We start from the raw sequence: 14,472 nt of genomic DNA, 5'->3' as shown, positions 1-14,472 counted from the left end.
CCCGCCAACGAGGGCACGTCATGCCTGAAGGCCAGGTCCCTGTCGTCGCCATCGTCGGCCGGCCGAACGTGGGCAAGTCGACGCTGTTCAATCACCTGACCCGCTCGCGCCAGGCCCTCGTCGCCGACGAGCCGGGCCTCACGCGGGACCGTCAGTACGGCCGCGCCCGCGTGGGCGCCCGACCCTGGATCGTGGTCGACACCGGCGGACTCACCGAGAGCGAGGATGGTCTCGACCCCCTGGTGACGCGCCAGGCCCTGCAGGCCGTCGAAGAGGCCGACCTGGTCCTGCTGATGGTGGACGGGCGGGCCGGCCGCACCCCCGGCGACGAGCACACCGCGGAGCGCCTGCGCCGCTACGGCCGCCCCGTCCTCCTGGTGGTGAACAAGACCGAGGGCCTCGAGCCCCAGAGCGCGGTCGCGGAGTTCCACGCGCTCGGCCTCGGCACCCCGATCCCGGTCTCCGCCGCCCACGGACACGGCAGCGCAGCGCTGGTGGAGGCGGTCGAGGCCGCCCTCCCCCCGGGGCCCGCGGAGGCCGGGCCCGAGGCCGAGGGCGTCCGGGTCGCGGTGGTGGGCCGCCCGAACGTGGGGAAATCGACCCTCGTCAACCGGATGGTCGGGGAGGAGCGCCAGCTCACCTTCGATGCCCCGGGCACCACCCGGGACAGCGTCGAGGTGCCCTTCCGGCGCGACGGCCGCCCCTACGTCCTCATCGACACGGCGGGGGTGCGGCGCCGGGCGCGGATCGCCGAGCGGATCGAGAAGTTCAGCGTGGTCAAGACGCTGCAGGCGATCGAGGCAGCCGACGTGGTGGTGCTCCTGCTCGACGCCCGGGAGGGCATCGCCGAGCAGGACCTGCACCTCCTCGGCCACGTGCTCGAGGCGGGCCGCGCCCTGGTCCTCGGCGTCAACAAGTGGGACGGGCTCGCCCCGGACGAGCGGGCACGCGTCAAGGCCGAGCTGGACCGCCGCCTGGCCTTCGTGGACTTCGCGCGCCCGCACTTCATCTCGGCGCTGCACGGCAGCGGGGTCGGCGAGCTGTTCGCGGTCGTGGACCGAGCCGCCCAGGCCGGGAGCCGCAAGATGCCCACGCCCGTGCTGACCCGCCTGCTGCAGGACGCGGTAGCGGCCCACGCCCCGCCCCTCGTGCGCGGGCGCCGGATCAAGTTGCGCTACGCGCACCAGGGCGGCCAGCGGCCCCCGGTGGTCGTCATCCACGGCAACCAGGCGGACGAGCTCCCGGAGAGCTACCGGCGCTATCTCACGCGTCGGTTCCGGGAGGCCCTGGATCTGGAGGGCACCCCGGTGCGGATCGAGCTGCGCACGGGCGCCAACCCCTTTGCGGGGCGACGCAACGAGCTCACTCCCCGCCAGGTCCGCCACCGCCAGCGCATGGTCCGCCACGTCCGGCGCAAGGGCTGATCCCCTGCGAGGCCCCGCGCGGGGGCACCCCGGGGGACGCCCCCCGGGTGACGTCAGCGCTCCCTTCCGGCTATTTCAACTGGTCCTGGGCTATTTCAACTGGTCCTGGAGCAGGGTGAGGATCTTCTCTGCGGCCTTCGAGCCGTCCCGGGCGCCGCTCGGGTCGGCGACGACGACACGGGTGGCCGAGCCCTCGCCCTTCAGGGAGACGACGTACTGGACCTTCGCGTCCTTCGCGTCGGCACCGAAGAGCTTGGAGAAGAAGCCGGGCTCCTTCTTCGTGCCCTCCGCCGGGTCCATGTAGCGCACGTAGTACAGGCCGCGGGAGCGGTCCCGGTCCTCGACGGTGAAGCCGATGCGGTCGAGGGCAAGGCCCGTGCGCCGCCAGGCCTGCTCGAAGGAGTTGTCGACCACGAGCAGCGGGCCGCCCGCGTCGCGCTCCAGTCGGGCCTGGGACGGGCGGGTCTGGCTCGCGGCGACGGCCTTCTCGGCCTGGTCCTTCTTCACCCCGAGGAACACCATCATCCGGCTCAGGATCTCGGCCTCGAGCTCCGGGTCCGAAGGACGGGGCTGCCACACGGTGGTCTCGGAGACGCCGCTGCGCACGACCTCCTCCACCCCCCGGTGGCTGACGTAGATCTCCGTGGTGCCGCCCGTGCCGCGCTCGAGGCGCGTGCGGAAGAGGTCGCGGGTCGCAGTGGAGTGGGCCCAGTCGCCCACCTTGCCGAGGAGCTTGCGCAGCCAGCTGTCGGCAATGTTGGCGCGGTTCTCCGCCCAGTCCGTCTCCATCACGGCGGCCGTCGGGTTGTCGATCTTCAGGGTGAAGCCGTTCTCGAGCCAGAAGGCCCGCACCCGCTCCCAGTACCGGGTCGGCTCGCCGTCGGCCACCAGCCAGCGCTTGTCCCCGTCGCGCATGACCCGGAACCCGGGTACGTCGGGCAGGACGCCCGCCTTCGCGATGCGCTCGGCGCCGCTGCGCTCGCCGGCGTACTCCGAGTAGCGCGCCGTACCCCCGGGCGGGGCCGCGTCCGGCACCGCCAGCCGGTCGTCGATGCTCGAGCGGCTGAGGTCCGGCGGGATCTCGAGGGGCGGCATGCTCTGCGCGGACTTGTACTCGAGCTGCCGGTCCTTGACGATGTCGCCGGCGCCTCCCTGGGTGCCGCACCCGGGCAGCGTGGCGAGGGCCAGCGCGGCCAGCGCGATGGAGAGACGGGGAAAGACGGCGCTTCGCGTCATGATTCGTGCACTCACAGCAGGCCCGCCTTCGTGAGGGCTTCGCGGATGACGGGGCGGAGCCCCTCCGAGAGCGGGGTGAGGGGGAGGCGAATCCCTTCGGGGATGAGGCCCATCTCGTACAGGGCCCACTTGACCGGGATCGGGTTGGATTCCACGAACAGCGCCTTGTGCAGCGGCATCAGCCGCTCGTCCACTTCGAGCGCCCCCTCGCGGTCCCCCGCGAGGGCGAGCATGCACATCTCGTGCATCAGCCGCGGCGCCACGTTGGCCGTCACCGAGATGTCGCCCCGGGCGCCGGCGAGGATCGCCTCGCGCGCCGTGCCGTCGTCGCCGCTGTAGACCGAGATCGCGCCGCCGGTACGGTCGAGGATCTCCGTGACCCGCTCCACCTTGCCGGTCGCCTCCTTGATCCCCACGATGCCCGGCACGCTCGCCAGCCGGGCGACCGTGACCGGCAGCATGTCGCAGGCGGTGCGCCCCGGGACGTTGTAGAGGATCTGGGGGATGTCGACGGCCTCGGCGACGGTCCGGAAGTGCCGGTACAGCCCTTCCTGGGTCGGCTTGTTGTAGTAGGGGGTCACCAGCAGGCAGGCGTCCGCCCCCGCCTCCTTGCCGCACTGGGTGAGCTCGATGGCCTCCGTCGTGGAGTTCGCGCCGGTGCCCGCGATCACGGGGACCCGGCCCGCCGCCAGCTCGACCACCCGGCGGATGAGCCCGCAGTGCTCCGGGGTGTCGAGCGTCGCGGACTCGCCGGTCGTGCCGACGACCACGATGCCGTCGGTGCCGTTCTCCACGTGGAACTCGACGAGCCGCGCCAGGCTCTCGTCATCGATTGCCCCGTCGGCACGCATCGGCGTGACGAGGGCCACGATACTGCCCCGGAAGGGGGCCGGAGTTCGCGTTGCCATGGCAATCATGCTACTTGGTCCGCTCGGGGCAAGACAAGGAGAAATCCGCCCCGAAGACCCCGGGTCGCGGCGCTCTCCCCTTGGTCGCCCGGGGGGTTTCGGTATACTCTCAGCGCCCTCTTCCACACCTTCGATCACCGCCCTCGAACCTGGTGCGCCGGCAATTACCGGCCCGACGGAATTCCCCAGCCGATGACCATCACCCGCCGCGGAAAACCCAACGAGAACCACCTCGTGGTGGCTGCGCTCGGACACGACCACCCGGGCCTGGTCAAGGCGCTGTCCCAGTCGGTGCTCGACGCCGGCTGCAACATCTCCGACAGCCGCATGACCGTGCTCGGCAACGAGTTCGCCCTGATCATGCTGCTCTCGGGCACCTGGAACGCGATCGCGAAGATCGAGGACCTGCTCCCCAAGCTCCAGGAGAAGCTCGGCCTCACCCTCACGAGCCGGCGCACCGAATCCCGCACGGGGGTGGGCAACGTCGTCCCCTACGCGGTCGAGGTCGTGGCGATGGACCACCCCGGGATCGTCCACGACATCGCCAACTTTTTCTCCGAGCGCAGCATCAACGTCGAAGAGCTCTACACCACGGTCTACCAGGCGCCCCACACCGGGGCCCCGATGTTCTCCCTGCACATGACGGTCGCCGTCCCCGGCGACCACTCCATCGCGGCCCTGCGCGGGGAGTTCATGGACTTCTGCGACGCGCTCAACCTCGACGCGATGCTCGCGCCGGTGAAGTAGCGCGATGGGGCGCAAGCACGCCTCGGGCCGGCGCGTGTTCGTGCTCGACACGAACGTCCTGATGCACGACCCGGCGGCCATCTTTCGCTTCCAGGAGCACGACGTCTACCTGCCCATGGTCGTGCTCGAAGAGCTCGACGGGGCCAAGAAGGGCGTCTCGGAGGTCGCGCGCAACGTCCGCCAGGCGAGCCGCTTCCTCGACGAGCTCGTGGACGGCGCCGACCGGCACGGGATCGAGCACGGCATCGAGCTGCCCGCGCCGGAGAACGCGGGCGCCGCGTCCCCCGCCCGCGGCCGCCTGTTCTTCCAGACCCGCACCTACCCGGACGGCCTGCCCGAGAGCCTGCCGGGCAGCCGCCTCGACAATTCCATCCTGGCCACCGCGCGGGCCCTGCAGGCCGAGCGCCAGGACGCCGCCGTCATCCTGGTGTCCAAGGACATCAACCTGCGGATCAAGGCGCACGTGCTCGGCATCCCCGCCGAGGACTACTACAGCGACAAGGTGCTCGACGACGTCAACCTGCTCTACCGGGGCACGGCGGAGCTGCCGGGCGATTTCTGGGACCTGTTCACGAAGCCGGTCGACTCCTGGAAGGAGGGCATCCGCACCTTCTACCGGATCACCGGCCCGATCACCCGCGACTGGTACCCGAACCAGTTCGTCTACCAGGGCTCGCCGCGGGACTTTGAGGCGCTCGTGCGCAGCCGCGAGGGCGAGGGCGCGACCCTGGAGCTCGCGACCGACTACCGGTCCCCGCACCACGCGGTGTGGGGCATCACGGCGCGCAACCGCGAGCAGAGCTTCGCGCTCAACCTGCTGATGGACCCGGAGGTCGACTTCGTCACCCTGCTCGGGACGGCGGGCACCGGCAAGACCCTTCTCGCCCTCGCCGCAGGGCTCTCCCAGACCCTCGACCACAAGCGCTACCGCGAGGTCATCATGACCCGCGTGACCGTGCCCGTCGGCGAGGACATCGGGTTCCTGCCGGGGACCGAAGAGGAGAAGATGACGCCCTGGATGGGGGCCCTCATGGACAACCTGGAGGTCCTGACCGAGACCTCCGCGGGGGGCGAGTGGGGCCGCGCGGCGACCTCCGACCTGCTCTCCCAGCGGGTCAAGGTCCGCTCCCTCAACTTCATGCGCGGGCGGACCTTCCTGAACCGCTACTTCATCCTCGACGAGGCCCAGAACCTGACCTCCAAGCAGATGAAGACCCTGGTGACGCGGGCCGGCCCCGGGACCAAGCTCGTGTGCCTCGGCAACGTGGGTCAGATCGACACCCCCTACCTCACCGAGACCACCTCGGGGCTCACCTACGTCGTGGACCGCTTCAAGGACTGGGCCCACAGCGGGCACGTGACACTGCTGCGGGGCGAGCGCTCGCGCCTCGCCGACCACGCCTCCGCGGTGCTGTGAGGGCGGACCGGCCGATGGAGCTCGTCTGCCCCGCGGGCAACCTCCCGTCGCTGAAGGCCGCCGTGGACAACGGCGCCGACGCCGTCTACTTCGGCTTCCGGGACGACACCAACGCCCGCCACTTCCCCGGCCTGAACTTCACCCCCGACAACGCCCACGAGGGGATCCGCTACGCCCACTCGCGGGGGGTGCGGGTGTTCCTCGCCATCAACACCTATCCCCAGCCCGCGGGCTGGGCGCGCTGGCAGGGGGCGGTGGACCGCGGGGCCGAGCTCGGCGTCGACGCCCTCATCCTCGCCGACATGGGGCTCCTCGCCTACGCGTCGCGCCGCTGGCCCGACCTGACCCTGCACCTCTCGGTGCAGGCCTCGGCGACCAGCCACGCGGCGCTCGCCTTCTACCACGAGCACTTCGGCGTGCGCCGCGCGGTGCTGCCCCGGGTGCTCTCGGTGGAGCAGGTACAGACCGTGGCGGAGAAGAGCCCCACCCAGGTCGAGGTCTTCGGCTTCGGCAGCCTCTGCATCATGGCGGAGGGCCGCTGCATGCTGTCGTCGTACAGCACCGGACAGTCCCCGAACACCTGCGGGGCCTGCTCGCCGGCGGAATTCGTGCGCTGGGACGAGTCTCCCGCGGGCCTCGAGGTGCGCCTCGGCGGCGTGCTGGTGGACCGCTACGGCGCCGGCGAGCACGCCGGCTACCCGGTGATCTGCAAGGGCCGCTACCACTCCGGGGGGGCGCCCTACTACGCGCTCGAGGAGCCCACCAGCCTGAACACCCTCGACCTGCTGCCGCGCCTGCAGGAGATCGGGGTCACGGCGATCAAGATCGAGGGTCGCCAGCGCAGCCCCGCCTACGTCGCCCGGGTCACCCGGGTGTGGCGCGAGGCGATGGACGCCTGCAAGCGCTCGCCGCAGACCTACCGTCCCCGGCCCGATTGGGTGACGGCGCTGCGCGCCCTCTCGGAGGGGACCCAGACCACCCTCGGGGCCTACGACCGGCAATGGCGATGAGACTCGCCCTCGGTCCCGTCCCCTACTACTGGCCGAGCGAGGCGCTGCTCGAGTTCTACGAGGCGGCGGCCCGCTGGCCTGTCCACACGGTCTACCTCGGCGAGGTCGTCTGCCCGAAGCGCCGGCACCTGCGCTTCGCCGAGTGGCTGGAGCTGGCCCGCCGGCTCGCCTCCGCGGGCAAGGAGGTCGTGCTCTCGACCGCCACCATCCTCGAGGCCGACGCCGACTGGCGCGCCATCGAGCGGATCTGCGCCAACGGCGAGTTCCTGGTGGAGGCGAACGATGCGGCGGCGCTCTACGCCCTCCGGGGCCAGCCCTTCGTCGCAGGCCCCGGGATGAACGTCTACAACGGGCAGACGCTCGCGTTCCTCGCCGGGCTCGGGCTGCGGCGCTGGGTGATGCCCTTCGAGCTCTCCGGGGCGACCCTCGCCGATTTCCAGGCGAGCCGCCCGGCGGGGGTCGAGACCGAGGTCTTCGCCTTCGGACGGCTCCCCCTCGCCCAGTCCGCCCGCTGCTTCACCGCCCGCGCCCACGGGCTGCCCAAGGACGACTGCCAGCTGAAGTGCCTGGAGCACCCCGACGGGCTCGCCCTGCGGACCCAGGACGACAGCCCGTTCCTCGTCCTGAACGGGGTTCAGGTGCAGTCCGCGCAGATCTACCAGTTGCTCGGCCAGGTGCCGGAGCTGGAGCGGCTCGGCGTGGAGTCGCTGCGGATCGCCCCGGTCCATCGCCACACCGAGGCGGCGGTCGCGGCCTTCGCCGCGGTGCTGGCCGGGGAGGAGACCCCCGAGGCCGGCGTCGCCCGGCTCCTTCCCCTCGCCCCCCTCGGTCTCGCCGACGGCTACTGGCGCGGCGAGCCCGGCCTGCGCTCCCAGAGCTCGAAGGCCCGCCCCACCAGCGCCTGAAGGGCCGGGGGCAAGGCCCCGCCCTCGAGCTCGTCGAGAAGGTTCTTCACCCGCAGCCCGAGGGCCGCGTCGCCGGTCATCGCCAGGCGCCGCTGGAAGAACAGGGTGTCCGGGTCCTCCCGCCGGGCGGCGAGGAGGAGGAAGTCGTAGGCGTCACCGGTGAGGACGAGCCCGGGCTCGCCGCCACAGGCACACTCCACCAGCCGCCCCCCGGCCAGGCTGACCCGCAGGTCCACCCCGAGGTCCCGCACCCGCAGGGCCACCACGCGGCCCTCCAGGAAATCGAGGCGTCCCTCCCGCAGGGGCTGCTCCAGCAGGCGGTTCAGCGTCGGCACGGCGAACAGGCCGTGCACGGGGGCAGTGGCGCGCCCGAGACGCTCCACCGCGGAGGAGAGCACCTCGCGGGGACTCGGCAGGTCGGTGAGCGTGAGCGGGATCATGGTGGGCCTCCGGGCACTACCGGACCGGCGCGCAGGGTAAGCCCACCCCCTGGCCTGCCGCAATGGCCCGGGGCAGGCTGCGTGGCGATCCGCGGCCCGGGATGCCAGACTCTGCGCGAGCCGGCGCCCGGAGCCGGAGCGGTGAGGGAGTGGGGGGAGACATGAAGGGGCCCCAGGCCACGGCGTTCGAGCTCGGGAGGCACTACCTGCTCTCCGCCCTTTCCCCGGAGGACCTGGCACAGGTCGCGGCCACGGCCGAGGTCCAGCCGCTCAAACGGGGAGACGTCCTCTTCCGGCAGGGCGAGAAGGCCAGCCGCTTCTTCATCGTGCGCTTCGGCCGGATCAAGCTCTACCGGCTCTCCCCCGCCGGCCAGGAGAAGGTGGTGGACATCGTGGGCCCCGGGCGGAGCTTCGCCGAGGCAGTGATGTTCATGCGCGGCAACGCCTACCCGGTGTGCGCCGAGGCGATCGGGGACGCCGGGGTCGTCGCCATCGACAGCGGGACCTTCCGGGAGACGCTGGGCCACTCCTTCGACACCTGCTCGCGCCTGATGGCCAACATGAGTGCGCACCTGCACGAGCTGGTGAGCGAGGTCGAGGGGCTCTGCCTGCACAACGCCACCTTCCGCGTCGTGAGCTATCTGCTCCAGGACACCCGCGCCCAGGAGACGGTGCAGTTGGACCTCCCCAAGCACGTGCTGGCAGGCCGGCTGTCCATCAAACCGGAGACCCTGTCGCGCATCCTGGCGAACCTGCGCGAGGAGGGGCTGATCGAGGTGCGGGGCCAGGAGATCGTCCTGCTCGACCGCCCGGGGCTGCGTCAGCGCCTGCAGATCTGAGGCGGGATCCTCGCCCCGGAAGCGCTCGGTCCGTCCCGTGAGAGGGCAGGAGGGCCTGGCGCTTCCGGCCGAGGAAATTCCTGAAGGTTGCCGGTTTCCTGGATGCCGCCGGGGCGGCCCGGGAAACCGGCCCGGGGAGGCGCGAGGCGCCCCCCCGGCCGTCTCGGGTCAGGCCACGGTCCTCGCGGCCTCGTCCTCGCTCGGCGAGTACGCCTTGCGCTTCTCGCCGGCACCGATGGTGAAGAGGTCCCAGAGCAGCAGCGCGAGGCCGAGCAGCATCACCCAGCCACCCCACATGCGCCACTGCATGCCTTGCACGAACCACGGGTGGGACTGGCCAGCGAAGTAGCCCGACCAGGTCGCGCCCTCGATCGCGCGCTCGATGAACGACTGCTCGTAACCGGAGGCAAGCAACGCCACCGTCATCGTGAGCATGCCGGCATTCAGCAGGAAGAGCGCCCACTTCCAGCGCCAGGCCCCCGCGATGCCCGCCCCCATCCAGACGTTGCCCCGCAGCTTCTGGGCCGCCACGTAGAACATCGCGATGTTGATGGTGGCGTAGGCGCCGAAGAAGGCCAGGTGCCCGTGGGAGGTCGTCCACTGGGTGCCGTGGGTGTAGAGGTTGACCTGGGGCAGCGTGTGCATGAAGCCCCAGACCCCGGCGCCGAAGAAGTTGCCGAAGGCGTGGGCGATGACCCACGCCAGCGTCGGGTGGTTGGAGTTGCGCATCTTGTGCGCACCGGAGTCGTACACCGCGTGCACCACCATCGCCACCAGGGGGATCGGCTCGAGCGCGGAGAAGAAGCCGCCGATCCAGAACCAGTAGTCGGGTGTCCCGATCCAGAAGTAGTGGTGCCCGAGCCCGAGGATCCCCGAGCCGAACATCAGGGCGACCTCGATGTAGAGCCAGGTCTGCACCACCACGCGGCGCGTGCCGAGCACCGTCATCAGCGCCCAGGCCATGATCACGCCGACCAGCACCTCCCAGGTGGCCTCCACCCAGAGGTGAATCACCCACCACCACCAGTACTGATCGATCGACACGTTGGTGGTGTAGAACATGCCCGCGAGGTACAGGCCGAACAACGCCAGCAGGTCCGCGATCAGCACGCCGGTGATGCCCGTCGCACGCCCCTTCATCACCGTGGCGACCACGTTGAAGAAGAACGTGAGCACCGCGACGACGATGCCGATGTCGGCCCAGCGCGGGGCCTCGATGTACTCGCGGCCCTCGTTGATGAACCAGCGGGTCATGTCGTTGCCGGGGCCAATCTGCACGAACAGGTACACCAGCACGACGACGGCGACCGCCCCGGTCAGCACGTAGAAGATGATCTCCCCGATCTTCAGGCCCACCACGGGGCTGCCCGTCTCGTCCTCGAGCAGCCAGTACACCGACCCGATGAAGCCCATCAGCATCCACACCACCATCGCGTTGATGTGGACCATGCGGTTGACGTTGAAGTCGAGCACGCCATAGAGGAAGTCCGGGTACAGGAACTGGAGTCCGGCCAGGATGCCGAACAGTACCTGCGCCACGAACAGCACGATGGCGACCATGTAGTACTTCACGGCGAGCTTCTGCCCGCCGTTCAGACTGCTCGTGTCGAGCACGCCGATTGCTGCCGCGGCCATGTTCAACCCCCCTGCTGGATCGTCTTGAAGTTGTACGGGAAGCCGTTGGTGTCGATGGACGAGACCCATTTCAGGTACGCCACGAGCGCCTTCGCCTCCTCGTCGGTCACCTTCAGGTGGGCCATCTTGCGGCCGGTGCCGAAGGTGCGGGCGTTCTGGTCCGGGTTCTTCAGGAACTCGATCATCAACGACTCGCGCGCCGCCTCGACGCCCCAGGCCGGGTCGAGCCACGCCTTGGTCAGGTCGGGCGCGTAGTAGGCGCCGTTGCCGAGGATCGTGTGGCAGTTGATGCAATTGCGGCCCTGGAACGTCTTCTTGCCGTGGGTCACCAGCGCCTCGGCCTCCTCGGCCGAGACCTTCTTGCCGAAGAGCGGGGCCTGCGCGCCGATGACCGGCACCTGGTACTTGCGCACGTCGTCGAAGCGGTAATCGATGCGCTGGTTGATGACGTCATAGCCGGGCACTCTCTTGCCGCCGGCCGCGATCTGCTGCATCGAGTCGAAGGTGAGGAAGATCAGGACGACGAGGCTCAGCCCCGTCACCCAGATCGCGATCTTCTTCCAGGCGTTTTCGCTCGCCCACCAGGGTGCTGCCGCCATACGTAGCCCTCCTCCTGTTTCGCTCAGGGAACTTCCTCGGGGTGCGTGCCCACGCACAGCCGCCAGACCCCGTGCGGAGCCAGCAGATACCCCACCACCATCAGCACGGCGATGAACGTCCAGAACCCGCTGAAGTGCGCTGCCCGCGCGAGGAACACCACCGCCACCACGAGCGTCGCGTAGGCGGCGTAGGCGAACGGCATCAGGCCCGGGCGGCCCTGGATCCGCGAGATGGCGAAGACAAGCGCGTAGACCGCGCCCGCCAGCACGATGAGGGCGCCCGCAATCACCGCGAGCAGGAAGTCCTGCACCTCGACCGGCTCGACGATCATGCGTGTCCTGGGGGTCTGCGCCCGGGGGGCGGCTTCGGCACGCGACTCTAGTCACCCCCGCGCGGGGCCAGCCTTGATAAAGGTCAAGCGGAGGCAGGCCGGCCCGCCGGCCTCAGCCCGCCCGCTGGTGCGTGCTGCAGTAGGCGCTGGCGAAATTGAGCAGCTCCACCATCGCCCGGAGGCGGAACTTCTGCTTCTGGTGCACGAACGAGAACGGCCGCTCGAGCGGCGGGTCAAGGGGGATGGCTACCAGCGTCCCCAGGCGCAGCTCCTTCTGGATGGTCGTGCGCGAGAGGACCGCGACCCCCATCCCCGCCTCCACGGCGCCTTTCACGGCCTCGGGGCTCCCGAGCTCCATGACCGTGTCGACCCCGCTGGACGCCACCCCCGCGGCCTCGAGGTACTCCTGCACCACCTCGCGCGTGCCCGAGCCCTCCTCCCGGGCGATGTAGGGGTATTCCAGCAGCTCGGCCACCGCGACCCGCTCCTTGCCGGCGAGGGGGTGCCCGGGCGCGGTCACCGCGACCAGCTCGTCGACGCGGCAGAGCTCCACCACGAGGCCGCGGTTCGGGACCGGGGCCTCCACGACGCCGAGGTCGACCTCGTTGCCCTCGACCATCGCGACCACCGCCTCGGTGTTCGAGACCCGGAGCCGGATGCCCACCTCGGGGTGGCTTGCCTTGAAGTCGCCCAGCAGGGCCGGGAGCATGTATTCGGCGATGGTGTTGCTCGCGCCGATGAGAAGGGTCCCGCCAGCGTCACCGGTGAGCTCCCGCACCGCCCCGTCCATCTCCTCGTAGAGGCGGGAGATCCGTTCCGCGTACTCGTACACCCGCCGCCCCGCCTCGGTCAGGCCGATGCGGTTGTGGGTGCGGTCGAACAGGCGGGTGTCGAAATGCCCCTCGAGCTGCCGGACCTGGAAGGTCACGGCAGGCTGGGTCATGTGCAGGGCCTCGGCCGCCTTGGTGAAGCTGAGGAGCCGCGCCACCGTGTGGAACACCTGAAGTCTGCGGTCGCCCATGCCACACCGCCGCTCGCGGGGCGATAAGTCGGAGCCCCGTTCCGATAAACGGAATTATGGGTCAAACGGCCCCCGGCGCCAACGCGCGGGCCCGGCCCGGCCTGCGCCACCCGCGCGACGCGCCCACCGCAACGGATGGATGTTGCGGGAAATCTGGCAGCCGTCGGCAATCGGCGCGCTGGCGCCTTGAGCTGAGCCCCGCGAACACCTAACCTTAACTGGGCTAACTCTCCCCGGGACCCGCACCGACATGAGCACGACGATCGACCCCATCTTCCTGAATTTCCTCTATGCCCTGATGGGGGGGCTGCTGACCCTGTTCTTCATGTGGCTCGGATGTAAGATCTTCAATCACCTCGTGACCTTCGACATCGGAGACGAGCTCGCCAAGGGCAACCAGGCAGTGGGCCTCTGGCTCATGGGGGTAATGATCGGCATCGGGACGGGCCTCGGGCTCGTCATCGGCATGGGCCTGAACTGAGGCCTGGACGGTGCGACCGTGGCTGCGGCGGGTGCCATGGGCACTCGCGCTGGTGGTGATACCGGCGCTGGTGCTGGCGGCGTCCGCGTTAGAGCCGCAGACACGCGTGGACGAGTGGACCGACCGCTACGACGATGAGTTCCGCAAGTGGACGAAGCGCTACTTCGGGCCGGGCTTCGACTGGCGCTGGTTCAAGGCCCAGGGGGTCGTCGAGTCGGGCCTGAAGCCGAACGCGGTCAGCAAGAGCGGCTCGGGGATCATGCAGCTCCTGCCGCGGACGTACGCCTCGATCAAGCGCGAGAACCCCTCCTTCGGCGCGATCCACGACGCCCGCTGGAACATCGCCGCGGGCATCTCCTACAACCGCGAGAACTACGACTACTGGGACGGCCGCGTGGGCCACGGGGAGGCGCTGCGCTTCACCTTCGCGAGCTACAACGCCGGCCCGGGGCGCATCCGGCAGGTCTACGACAAGGCGAAGAGCGCGGGCCGCGACGTGAGCCGCTGGGTCGGGGTCGAGAAGTACGCCCCGCGCATCACCCGGCACTACGTGCGCAAGATCCACCAACTGATGGGCGCCGACGTGGGCAAGCCGTCCGAGCACGCGATCCCGGTGGAGAGCCCGCCCGGCTGACGCGCGTCGCCCCGCGGGCCACGCCACCGCCGCGCCAGCCCCCACCGCGCGAGCCCCCCGCCCCGCGGGGCTGAAAAAGCCCACCCGTTCCGGTACCCTTGAGCCTTCGGCGTGCGTGAACGGGCCGATTCCTGCCTGCAGGGGACGGTGAGCATGACGGACTTCTGGATCGCGCCTTCCATCCTGTCGGCGGACTTCGCGAGGCTCGGGGAGGAAGTGGACCGCGTGCTGGCGGCGGGTGCCGACGTCGTCCACTTCGACGTGATGGACAACCACTACGTGCCGAACCTGACCATCGGGCCGCTCGTGTGCGCGGCCCTGCGCAAGCACGGGGTCAGCGCCCCCATCGACGTGCACCTGATGGTGAAGCCGGTCGACCGCATCATCCCGGACTTCGCTGCGGCCGGCGCGACCTACATCACCTTCCACCCGGAGGCGACCGAGCACATCGACCGCTCCCTCGCCCTGGTGCGGGAGTCGGGCTGCAAGTCGGGGCTGGTCTTCAACCCCGCGACCCCGCTGGATCACCTGAAGTACGTGATGGACAAGGTGGACATGATCCTCCTGATGTCCGTGAACCCCGGCTTCGGCGGCCAGAAGTTCATCGATTCCACGCTCGCGAAGCTCGGCGAGGCCCGCAGGATGATCGAGCAGAGCGGGCGCGCCATCCGCCTCGAGGTCGACGGCGGGGTGAAGGTCGACAACATCCGCCGGATCGCCGAGGCGGGCGCGGACACCTTCGTCGCGGGCTCGGCCATCTTCGGCACACCGGACTACCGGGCCACGGTCGGGGCCATGCGGGCGGAGCTCGCCCGCGCCCGGACCTGAGCCCCCACGAGGAGCA

The 14,472-nt window shown here is 70.3% G+C and carries 16 protein-coding genes; 9 read left to right on the top strand and 7 right to left on the bottom strand.

Annotated elements, in window-relative coordinates:
- The first annotated feature begins 20 nt into the window (after positions 1–20).
- A complete protein-coding gene (gene der, locus KA217_05260; protein MBP7711859.1) occupies positions 21–1,424 on the top strand; it encodes a ribosome biogenesis GTPase Der in 1,404 nt (467 codons plus the stop codon).
- Positions 1,425–1,514: 90 nt separating this feature from the next.
- Here the strand turns inward: der and bamC are convergent, their stop codons facing one another.
- Entirely contained in the window at positions 1,515–2,660 is a 1,146-nt protein-coding gene (gene bamC, locus KA217_05255) for an outer membrane protein assembly factor BamC (GenBank protein MBP7711858.1), read from the bottom strand.
- A gap of 11 nt (positions 2,661–2,671) precedes the next feature.
- Complete coding sequence (locus tag KA217_05250) at positions 2,672–3,568, bottom strand: 4-hydroxy-tetrahydrodipicolinate synthase (GenBank protein ID MBP7711857.1); 897 nt, start codon at positions 3,566–3,568, stop codon at positions 2,672–2,674.
- Positions 3,569–3,760: 192 nt separating this feature from the next.
- Here KA217_05250 and KA217_05245 point away from each other — a divergent pair, with 192 nt between their 5' ends.
- Genes KA217_05245 through KA217_05230 form a run of 4 tightly spaced genes read left to right on the top strand, consistent with a single transcriptional unit; the run spans position 3,761 to position 7,647 of the window.
- Complete coding sequence (locus tag KA217_05245; GenBank protein ID MBP7711856.1) at positions 3,761–4,315, top strand: glycine cleavage system protein R; 555 nt, start codon at positions 3,761–3,763, stop codon at positions 4,313–4,315.
- Between the two features lie 4 nt (positions 4,316–4,319).
- Positions 4,320–5,732 carry a PhoH family protein gene (locus KA217_05240; GenBank protein MBP7711855.1) on the top strand — a complete coding sequence of 471 codons (1,413 nt, stop codon included), beginning with the start codon at positions 4,320–4,322 and terminating at the stop codon, positions 5,730–5,732.
- Positions 5,733–5,746: 14 nt separating this feature from the next.
- A complete protein-coding gene (locus KA217_05235) occupies positions 5,747–6,742 on the top strand; it encodes a U32 family peptidase (GenBank protein ID MBP7711854.1) in 996 nt (331 codons plus the stop codon).
- Positions 6,739–7,647 (top strand): U32 family peptidase, encoded by a 909-nt coding sequence (locus KA217_05230; protein MBP7711853.1) that lies wholly within the window; start codon positions 6,739–6,741, stop codon positions 7,645–7,647. The genes KA217_05235 and KA217_05230 overlap by 4 nt, the downstream gene beginning before the upstream one ends.
- On the opposite strand, the gene KA217_05225 is transcribed toward KA217_05230, so the two are convergent.
- Positions 7,584–8,087: an SCP2 sterol-binding domain-containing protein gene (locus tag KA217_05225; GenBank protein MBP7711852.1), complete on the bottom strand. Its 504-nt coding sequence runs from the start codon at positions 8,085–8,087 to the stop codon at positions 7,584–7,586. The genes KA217_05230 and KA217_05225 overlap by 64 nt on opposite strands.
- A 161-nt stretch (positions 8,088–8,248) precedes the next feature.
- Between KA217_05225 and KA217_05220 the strand changes: the two genes are divergently transcribed.
- The gene (locus tag KA217_05220) at positions 8,249–8,926 is read left to right on the top strand and encodes a Crp/Fnr family transcriptional regulator (GenBank protein MBP7711851.1); all 678 of its coding nucleotides are present in this window, start codon (positions 8,249–8,251) and stop codon (positions 8,924–8,926) included.
- Between the two features lie 168 nt (positions 8,927–9,094).
- Here the strand turns inward: KA217_05220 and KA217_05215 are convergent, their stop codons facing one another.
- The 4 genes from KA217_05215 to KA217_05200 form a co-directional block, all read right to left on the bottom strand.
- Positions 9,095–10,561 (bottom strand): cbb3-type cytochrome c oxidase subunit I, encoded by a 1,467-nt coding sequence (locus tag KA217_05215; GenBank protein ID MBP7711850.1) that lies wholly within the window; start codon positions 10,559–10,561, stop codon positions 9,095–9,097.
- Positions 10,562–10,563: 2 nt separating this feature from the next.
- Entirely contained in the window at positions 10,564–11,160 is a 597-nt protein-coding gene (locus KA217_05210) for a cytochrome c (GenBank protein ID MBP7711849.1), read from the bottom strand.
- 23 nt (positions 11,161–11,183) lie between these two features.
- The gene (locus KA217_05205; protein MBP7711848.1) at positions 11,184–11,492 is read right to left on the bottom strand and encodes a hypothetical protein; all 309 of its coding nucleotides are present in this window, start codon (positions 11,490–11,492) and stop codon (positions 11,184–11,186) included.
- Between the two features lie 112 nt (positions 11,493–11,604).
- On the bottom strand, positions 11,605–12,513 hold the full coding sequence (locus KA217_05200) for a LysR family transcriptional regulator (protein MBP7711847.1): 909 nt from the start codon (positions 12,511–12,513) through the stop codon (positions 11,605–11,607).
- A 250-nt stretch (positions 12,514–12,763) separates the two neighbouring features.
- On the opposite strand from KA217_05200, the gene KA217_05195 reads away from it, so the two are divergent.
- The 3 genes from KA217_05195 (at position 12,764) to rpe (ending at position 14,456) form a co-directional block, all read left to right on the top strand.
- Positions 12,764–12,994 (top strand): DUF350 domain-containing protein, encoded by a 231-nt coding sequence (locus KA217_05195; protein ID MBP7711846.1) that lies wholly within the window; start codon positions 12,764–12,766, stop codon positions 12,992–12,994.
- Between the two features lie 49 nt (positions 12,995–13,043).
- Positions 13,044–13,628 (top strand): transglycosylase SLT domain-containing protein, encoded by a 585-nt coding sequence (locus KA217_05190; GenBank protein MBP7711845.1) that lies wholly within the window; start codon positions 13,044–13,046, stop codon positions 13,626–13,628.
- Positions 13,629–13,781: 153 nt separating this feature from the next.
- Entirely contained in the window at positions 13,782–14,456 is a 675-nt protein-coding gene (gene rpe, locus KA217_05185) for a ribulose-phosphate 3-epimerase (GenBank protein MBP7711844.1), read from the top strand.
- Positions 14,457–14,472: the final 16 nt, after the last annotated feature.

It is taken from the genome of Gammaproteobacteria bacterium (genome assembly GCA_017999615.1).
Lineage (GTDB): Bacteria > Pseudomonadota > Gammaproteobacteria > JAABTG01 > JAABTG01 > JAGNLM01.
This window is presented reverse-complemented; position numbering and strand designations above follow the sequence as displayed.

Bases quoted from the DNA above. Each gene is read 5' to 3' on its own strand.
- der (MBP7711859.1), top strand. From the start codon at position 21: ATGCCTGAAGGCCAGGTCCCTGTCGTCGCCATCGTCGGCCGGCCGAAC.
- bamC (MBP7711858.1), bottom strand. From the start codon at position 2,660: ATGACGCGAAGCGCCGTCTTTCCCCGTCTCTCCATCGCGCTGGCCGCG.
- KA217_05250 (MBP7711857.1), bottom strand. From the start codon at position 3,568: ATGGCAACGCGAACTCCGGCCCCCTTCCGGGGCAGTATCGTGGCCCTC.
- KA217_05245 (MBP7711856.1), top strand. From the start codon at position 3,761: ATGACCATCACCCGCCGCGGAAAACCCAACGAGAACCACCTCGTGGTG.
- KA217_05240 (MBP7711855.1), top strand. From the start codon at position 4,320: ATGGGGCGCAAGCACGCCTCGGGCCGGCGCGTGTTCGTGCTCGACACG.
- KA217_05235 (MBP7711854.1), top strand. From the start codon at position 5,747: ATGGAGCTCGTCTGCCCCGCGGGCAACCTCCCGTCGCTGAAGGCCGCC.
- KA217_05230 (MBP7711853.1), top strand. From the start codon at position 6,739: ATGAGACTCGCCCTCGGTCCCGTCCCCTACTACTGGCCGAGCGAGGCG.
- KA217_05225 (MBP7711852.1), bottom strand. From the start codon at position 8,087: ATGATCCCGCTCACGCTCACCGACCTGCCGAGTCCCCGCGAGGTGCTC.
- KA217_05220 (MBP7711851.1), top strand. From the start codon at position 8,249: ATGAAGGGGCCCCAGGCCACGGCGTTCGAGCTCGGGAGGCACTACCTG.
- KA217_05215 (MBP7711850.1), bottom strand. From the start codon at position 10,561: ATGGCCGCGGCAGCAATCGGCGTGCTCGACACGAGCAGTCTGAACGGC.
- KA217_05210 (MBP7711849.1), bottom strand. From the start codon at position 11,160: ATGGCGGCAGCACCCTGGTGGGCGAGCGAAAACGCCTGGAAGAAGATC.
- KA217_05205 (MBP7711848.1), bottom strand. From the start codon at position 11,492: ATGATCGTCGAGCCGGTCGAGGTGCAGGACTTCCTGCTCGCGGTGATT.
- KA217_05200 (MBP7711847.1), bottom strand. From the start codon at position 12,513: ATGGGCGACCGCAGACTTCAGGTGTTCCACACGGTGGCGCGGCTCCTC.
- KA217_05195 (MBP7711846.1), top strand. From the start codon at position 12,764: ATGAGCACGACGATCGACCCCATCTTCCTGAATTTCCTCTATGCCCTG.
- rpe (MBP7711844.1), top strand. From the start codon at position 13,782: ATGACGGACTTCTGGATCGCGCCTTCCATCCTGTCGGCGGACTTCGCG.